Origin of the sequence: Stutzerimonas stutzeri (assembly GCF_000935215.1) — a bacterium.
Taxonomy (GTDB): Bacteria; Pseudomonadota; Gammaproteobacteria; order Pseudomonadales; family Pseudomonadaceae; genus Stutzerimonas.
The window spans coordinates 1-7,506 of record NZ_JXXD01000164.1 but is presented as its reverse complement, the minus strand read 5'-3'; the positions used below and the strand labels follow the sequence as shown (position 1 = coordinate 7,506).

Here is a 7,506-nt window from a genome sequence, read left to right as displayed (position 1 = left end):
CGCCAGCTCCACCGCGCCACCCTCCCACGGCTTGCAGACCGCGGTGGCTGCCTCCGGCTCGGCGGCCTTGATCGGCAGCAGGCGCAGGGCCGGCGCGGCGCCGGTCTCGACGATCAGCCGATAGCGTCCGGCTTCAGGCACTTCGTAGCGGTAAATGCTGTCTGTGCCAAGCGGCTGACGGCGAAAGGGCGCAAGCTCCACGGCCTCGCCGCTGGCCTGTGGCATGCGCAACTGCAGCTGGCCGGGCGCGAGGCTGAGCTCGATGTCGTAGCGGTCGCTGGCCAGGGCATTCCAGTTCAGCGGCAGCGGCTGGCCGTCCAGCCGGGCAGCCAGCTCGGGATCGGCCAGTACGGGCAGCGCTAGGGTGAGTCCGAGCAGCAGCGACAGGGCGGGTAGGCGGTGGGCACGCATCGAAGTGGCTCCATTATGCTTTTTCGCCACATTTGACTGCGCGTTGGCTGCCAGGTATAGGCGTAAGCGCTAGGCTGATGGCGTATTTTGTGCGCTTGCGGGCCACTGCCTACGCCCCACATCTACGCCCTCCGCCTCCTGAAAGGGGAGGATGTAGATGGCACGGGACGCGCCGAGGATGGAACGACTGTCAGAGCCTCAGGCCGGCAGCAGGTGGAACAACTAATAAGAAGCCACGAGGAAAGCGAAGCATGAACAAGAAATTCTGGTGTATCGCCACTGTCGGCCTGGCGGCCACCTTCAGCCTGCCGCTGCCGGCGCTGGCAGCGATCGAAGAAGGCAAGCTGGTCGTCTGGATCAACGGCGACAAGGGCTACAAGGGCCTGGCAGAGGTTGGCAAGCGGTTCACCGCCGAGACCGGTATTCCGGTGGAAGTGGCCCACCCGGACAGTGCCACCGACAAGTTCCAGCAGGCGGCGGCCACCGGCAACGGCCCGGACATCTTCATCTGGGCCCATGACCGCATCGGCGAATGGGCCAAGAGCGGCCTGCTCACCCCCGTCACCCCCAGCGCCGAGACCAAGTCCGGCATCGCCGACTTCTCCTGGCAGGCGGTGACCTACGACAACAAGCTGTGGGGCTATCCGATCTCGGTGGAAACCATCGGCCTGATCTACAACAAGGCCCTGGTCGACACCCCGCCGAAGAGCTTCGACGACGTCCTGGCGCTGAACGAGAAGCTCGCCCCGCAGGGCAAGCGCGCCATCCTCTGGGACTACAACAACACCTACTTCACCTGGCCGCTGCTTTCGGCCAAGGGCGGCTACGTGTTCGAGCAGACCGACGGTGGTTACGACGTCAAGTCCACCGGGGTCAACAACGCCGGCGCCAAGGCCGGAGCCAAGGTGCTGCGCGAGCTGATCGACAAGGACGTGATGCCCAAGGGCGCCGATTACAGCGTGGCCGAGGCGGCTTTCAACAAGGGTGACTCAGCGATGATGATCAGCGGTCCCTGGGCCTGGTCGAACATCGAGAAGAGCGGCATCGATTTCGGCGTGGCACCGATTCCCGCCATCGATGGCGAACCGGGCAAGCCCTTCGTCGGCGTCGCCGCCGCGCTGCTCAACGCCGCCAGCCCGAACAAGGACCTGGCCGTGGAGTTTCTCGAGAACTACCTGCTCGAGGTCGACGGCCTGAAGACGGTGAACGCCGACGTGCCGCTGGGTGCGGTCGCCAACACCGCCTACATGGAAGAGCTGTCCAGCAATCCGCACATCAAGGCGACGTTCGAGAACGCGCAGATGGGCGAGCCGATGCCCAATGTGCCGGAGATGGGCGCGTTCTGGTCTTCCATGGCCGCCGCGCTGACCAACATCACCTCCGGCCGGCAGGACGTCGACGCTGCCCTGGACGATGCCGCCAAGCGCATCACCCGTTGAACCCGTCGCTGGCCGCCGCCTCGGGCGCGCCGGCGGACTATGCTCCGTTCTCAAAGGTTCCGCTCCCGTGAATGCCCGTGCCGAGTTGCCCAGCCCAGCCATGACCCGTACGACCTCCCGGGGCTTGCCCCGCTCCCTGACCAACGGCCTGCGCTGGCTGGCGTGGCTGACCTTCAATGCCTTTGCGCTGTACCTGGTGGTCGCGCTCTACGTGCAGGGGCAGATGGCCTTCGCCCTGCTCGGGCTGGTGGTGACCGGAATCGCCAGCTACCTGTTCACCAACCGGCGGATGTACGCGCAGCGCTACATCTTTCCATCGGTGGCGGGAATGTTGGTGTTCGTCATCTTCCCGCTGCTGTACACGGTGGGCATCGGCTTTACCAACTACAGCGGCAGCAACCTGCTGAGCCTGGCCCAGGTGGAGCAGTACCACCTGAGCCAGACCTACTTGGCCGGCGAGCGTTTTCGCTTCACCCTGCACCCGAGCCCCGATGGCGAGCGGCTGCGGGTGGACAAGGGCGAGCAGGGCGTGTTCGTCAGCTCGCCGCTGACCGGCGAACCGGATGCGGAAGCACCGCTGACGCTGCAGCCGGCCGAGGACGTCGAAGGGCTGGGCGAGGCGCTGCCGCTGCGCGAGGTGATTCAGCGGCGCAAGGCGCTGGAACAATGGGTCATGCAGGGGCCGGACGGCAGCCTGCTGCGGCTGTACGGATTGCGTGAAGTCGCCGCCGTCGAACCCGTCTATCGTCAGGATGGCCCCGGCGTGCTGGTCGATACCCGCAGCGGTGCACGCCTGACCGCCGACATGGAGCGCGGCTTCTATGTCGACGAGACGGGCAAGGCGGTGCCGCCGGGCTTCACCGTGTTCGCCGGCTTCGCCAACTTCACCCGGGTGCTGAGCGAGCCGAGCATCCGTGAACCCTTCGTGCAGATCTTCGCCTGGACGTTCGCCTTCGCCGGGCTCACCGTGGTCTTCACGCTCGCCGTGGGGCTGGTGTTGGCCAGCCTGCTGCAATGGGAGCTGGTGCGCGGCAAGGCCTTCTACCGGCTGATGCTGATCCTGCCGTACGCGGTGCCGGGGTTCATTTCCATCCTGGTGTTCCGCGGCCTGTTCAACCAGAACTTCGGCGAGATCAACCTGCTGCTCGAGGGGCTGTTCGGCATCCGCCCGGACTGGTTCAGCGACCCGACCCTGGCACGCACGATGATCCTCATCGTCAATACCTGGCTCGGCTACCCCTACATGCTGCTGCTGTGCATGGGCCTCTTGCAGGCTATCCCGCGGGATCAGTACGAGGCCTCGGCCATCGATGGCGCCAGTCCGCTGGACAACCTGCTGCGCATTACCCTGCCGCAGCTGATCAAGCCGCTGATGCCGCTGTTGATCGCCTGCTTCGCCTTCAACTTCAACAACTTCGTGCTGATCACCCTGCTGACCCGTGGCGGCCCGGACATCATCGGCGCGACCACGCCGGCCGGCACCACGGACCTGCTGGTCAGCTACACCTACCGCATCGCCTTCCAGGATTCCGGGCAGGACTTCGCCCTGGCTGCGGCCATCGCCACGATGATCTTCATCCTCGTCGGTGCCATGGCGCTGCTGAATCTCAAACTCTCGAAAGTGAAGGTATAAGGAGACGGTCATGGCCATGGTGCAACCGAAATCCGCGCGTTACCGGCTCTGGGCGACCCACGCGGCGCTGCTGGCCTTCGTCGCGGCAATCCTCTTCCCGCTGCTGATGGTGGTGTCGATCTCCTTTCGCGAAGGCAACTTCGCCACCGGCAGCCTGTTTCCCGAGAACCCGACGCTGGAGCACTGGTCGCTGGCCCTCGGCATTCCTTACACCCACGAGGACGGCAGCGTGACGAATCCGCCGTTCCCGGTGCTGCTATGGCTGTGGAACTCGGTGAAGATCGCCCTGGTCAGTTCGGCGCTGATCCTGCTCCTCTCGACCACCAGTGCCTACGCCTTCGCGCGCATGCGCTTCGGCGGCAAGGCGCCGATCCTCAAAGGCATGCTGATCTTCCAGATGTTCCCGCCGGTGCTCTCGCTGGTGGCCATCTACGCGCTGTTCGACCAGCTCGGCCAGCACGTCAGCTGGCTCGGGGTGAACAGCCACGGCGCGGTGATCGTCGCCTCGCTGGGCGGCATGGCGCTGCACATCTGGACCATCAAGGGCTACTTCGAGAGCATCGACGCCTCGCTGGAGGAGGCTGCCATCGTCGATGGGGCGACCACCTGGCAGGCGTTCTTCCATATTCTGCTGCCGATGAGCGTGCCGATCCTGGCGGTGGTGTTCATCCTCGCCTTCATCACCAGCGTCACCGAATACCCCATCGCCTCGGTGCTGCTGATGGACGTCGACAAGCTCACCCTCTCGGTCGGCGCGCAGCAGTACCTCTATCCGCAGAATTACCTGTGGGGCGACTTCGCCGCCGCCGCGGTACTCTCCGGCCTGCCCATCACCGCCGTGTTCCTCTACTGCCAGAAGTGGATCGTCGGTGGCCTCACCGCCGGCGGGGTGAAGGGCTGACCACCTGAGTTGAACGAGGCGCAAGACCGGGGAGCGGGAGCGGTGCGAACCGGTGCGCCAGGCCATGACAAGAACAAGAACAGGGAACCGTCCATGAATGCCGCGATGCCACCTCTACTGCCATTGATCCCCACCAAGCTGGCGATCCCCATGCTGCCGCCGGGCCTGCTCGAACGGCCGCGCCTGGACGAGTGGCAGCAGCGCCTGCCGCAGGTGCGCCTGGCGGTGCTGCACGCCGCCAGCGGTTTCGGCAAGACCACCCTGGCGGCGCAGTGGGCGCGAGCCTTCGATGGACGTATCGCCTGGTTTCAGCTGCATGCCAGCGACAACCTGGGGCTGCAGTTCGGTCGCTACCTGACCCAGGCCCTGGACCGCCAGCTGGACGCCGGCTGTCCGCTGGCAGTGGCAGTGGCGCTGGCCGAGCAGGGCCGGGTGTCACTGGATGCGTTGTTCACTCAGCTACTGGCCGAACTGCCGGGCGAGCACGAAGCGATCCTGATCGTGCTCGACGAGTTCGAGGTGCTGCACGACGCCGAGTTGATCGCCGGCCTGCGCTTCTTCCTGCGCCATATGCCGAGCTGGATGACCCTGCTGGTATGCAGCCGGCGCCTGCCCGAACTGGGTGTCGCCGAGCTGCGGGTCAAGCATCAGCTGCTGCTGCTCGACGCGCGCCAGCTGGCCTTCGAGGATGACGAAGTGCAGGCGCTGCTGGAGCTGGGCGTGCCGGTCAGCATCAATCGCGAGCAGGTCGAGCGTCTCAACCGCCGCATCGGTGGCTGGCCCTGCGCGCTGCAGCTGGCCTTGCAGGAAGTGCAGACCAGCCGTGGCATGGACCTGTTCCTGGAGAACCTGCAGCTCGGCCACCCGGACATCCGCGACTACATGCGCGAACAGGTGATCGAGGGGCTGCCCGAGGACCTACGCGGTTTTCTCGAGGCGACCTGCCTGCTCGACCGCTTCGACGCCGCCCTGGCCGATCGTCTGACCGAGGCCTGTCACGGCCGCGAGATGCTCGAACGGCTCGAGCGTGGCGGCCTGTTCATCCAGCCGCTGGACAGCCTGCGCCGCTGGTACAGCTATCACCCGCTGTTCGCCGTGTTCCTCCAGGGCGAGCTGCGCACCCACCAGCCGCAGCGGGTCAACCAGTTGCACCTGCGTGCGGCCTCCGCGCTGCTGGCCGAGAACATGCCCGAGGAAGCCGCGCGCCATGCCGTACAGGCCGGCGACCCGCAGCAGGTCGACGAGATCCTGCAGCGCCACGGGCGGGCGTTCTATCGCCAGGGTCGTCTCGGGTTGCTGCAACAGTGCCTGGAAACCCTGCCGGAAGCGGTGATCGCCGGCTCGCCGCTGCTCACCCTGCTGCAGGCCTGGGTGTCGCAGAACTCCTATCAGTTCGATCACGTCGAGCGCTGGTTCAAGGCCGGCGAGCTGGCGCTGCAGCGCAGCTGCTCCGAGCAGGACTGGGCGCGCATCGTCTGCGAATTCAATGCCGTCCGCGCCCAGGTCGCGATGAACCAGGGCGACGAGCAGCGCGCCGTCGCCCTGGCCCAGGAGGCGCTGACCCGCGAGCCGCTGATCATGCGCACCTCACGGGTGGCGGCGATGTCGGGCCTGGCCGAGGCGCATTTCGTTCAGGGCGAACTGCCGCAGGCGCAGAAACAGTACGAGGAAGCCGAGCGCCGCGCGCGGGAGATCAATGCCTCGCACCTGGTGGTCTGGAGCCTCGGCCAGCTGTCGGAAATCGCCATCGCCCAAGGGCATCTGCAGAAGGCCTATACCCTGCAGGAGCGCGCCATCCAGTACATCGAGCAGCAGAACCTGCAAGCCACGCCCATCGTCGAGTTCATCTACCGGGTGCGCGGCCAGGTGCTGCTGGAATGGCACCAGCTGGACGCCGCCGAGCAGTGCGCGCTGCAGGGTATCCAGATACTCGACGAACTGGACGACCCACGCTGGCGCCTGCAGAGCTACGCGCTGCTGGCCGGCGTCGCCTACGCCCGCGGCCAGCAACACGCCTGCGCCGACTACATCGCTCAGCTGCAGACGATGCTCGCCGACGACCGCTACCACATCGACTGGCTGGCCAATGCCCACGCGATCATGCTCGCCTACTGGGACTCCAGCCAGGATCGCGAGGCGATCCGCCAGTGGCTGCTCAGCGCCCCGCCGGTGGGCGGCGGCGCCAACCACTTCGCCCAGCTCAATGCGCGCAACCACGCCCGTGCCCACCTGGCGCTGGGGCAGCTGGAGCGTGCCCTGCCGATCCTGCGCCAGCTGCTGACCGACGCCGAGCGCCACGGTCTGGAGATGGATCGCAACCGCAACCACATCCTCCTGGCGCAGCTGCACTGGTTGCGCGAGGAGCGCCAGCAGGCGCTGGATCACCTGCAGCGGGCCATGACCCTGGCCAGCGGCAGCGGCGCCATCGGCAGCTTCCTGCGCGTCGGCAAGCCGATCATCGGCATGCTCAAGTGCCTGCTGCACGAGCGCACCCTCGATGAAGCCGAGGCCCAGCGCGCCGCGCGCTTGATCCAGCTGGCGCAGCAGCAGCGCGATTTCAGCCGCGCCATTCGCATCACGCTGGACGAGGCGGTGATCCAGGACATCATCAACCGCCCCGACGTGCCCGAGCTGATCCGCCGTTCGCCGCTGACCCGGCGCGAATGGCAGGTGCTGAGCCTGATCCACGCCGGGCAGTCCAACGAGCAGATCGCCGATCACCTGAATGTCGCGCCGACCACCATCAAGACGCACATCCGCAGCCTCTACCAGAAGCTCAACATCACCCACCGCAGCGAAGCGGTGCAGCTGGCGCGCGACCTGCTGAGCAAGATTCAGGGCGAGTAGCCGGCAGCGCTCGCGAGCGGACGCCGGGGAGAAGGAGAGCGGCGCCCGGCTGTGGCACCTACGAAGCTTTGCTGATGGAGGCACCACGATGACGATGAGCGAAAAACAGAAGATGCTGGCCGGCGAGCTGTACTACCCCGGTGACCCGGAGATTCTCGCCGATCAGGCCGCGGCCAAGGCCTGGATGGTGCGCTACAACGCAGCGCTGGCGGCCTCGCCGGACGAGCGTCGGGCGCTGCTGGCCGAGAGGCTGGCCGCGGTCGGTGCCGGCGCGG

The 7,506-nt window shown here is 66.5% G+C and carries 5 protein-coding genes and 1 pseudogene; 5 read left to right on the top strand and 1 reads right to left on the bottom strand.

Features of this window, described 5'->3' with window-relative positions; translation table 11 throughout:
• Positions 1–411, bottom strand: a pseudogene (locus LO50_RS16800) (alpha-amylase); the annotation flags it as partial.
• Positions 412–662: 251 nt separating this feature from the next.
• Here LO50_RS16800 and malE point away from each other — a divergent pair.
• The 5 genes from malE to LO50_RS16775 form a co-directional block, all read left to right on the top strand.
• Positions 663–1,850: a maltose/maltodextrin ABC transporter substrate-binding protein MalE gene (gene malE / locus LO50_RS16795; protein ID WP_044315707.1), complete on the top strand. Its 1,188-nt coding sequence runs from the start codon at positions 663–665 to the stop codon at positions 1,848–1,850.
• A gap of 67 nt (positions 1,851–1,917) precedes the next feature.
• On the top strand, positions 1,918–3,483 hold the full coding sequence (gene malF / locus LO50_RS16790; protein WP_173425600.1) for a maltose ABC transporter permease MalF: 1,566 nt from the start codon (positions 1,918–1,920) through the stop codon (positions 3,481–3,483).
• A gap of 10 nt (positions 3,484–3,493) precedes the next feature.
• Positions 3,494–4,384, top strand: coding sequence for a maltose ABC transporter permease MalG (gene malG, locus LO50_RS16785; RefSeq protein ID WP_003283570.1), 891 nt, complete (start codon positions 3,494–3,496; stop codon positions 4,382–4,384).
• Positions 4,385–4,477: 93 nt separating this feature from the next.
• Complete coding sequence (gene malT / locus LO50_RS16780) at positions 4,478–7,231, top strand: HTH-type transcriptional regulator MalT (protein WP_044315705.1); 2,754 nt, start codon at positions 4,478–4,480, stop codon at positions 7,229–7,231.
• A gap of 88 nt (positions 7,232–7,319) precedes the next feature.
• Positions 7,320–7,506, top strand: a 187-nt coding sequence (locus LO50_RS16775) for a maltose acetyltransferase domain-containing protein (protein ID WP_044315704.1), incomplete at its 3' end; no start/stop codon positions are given.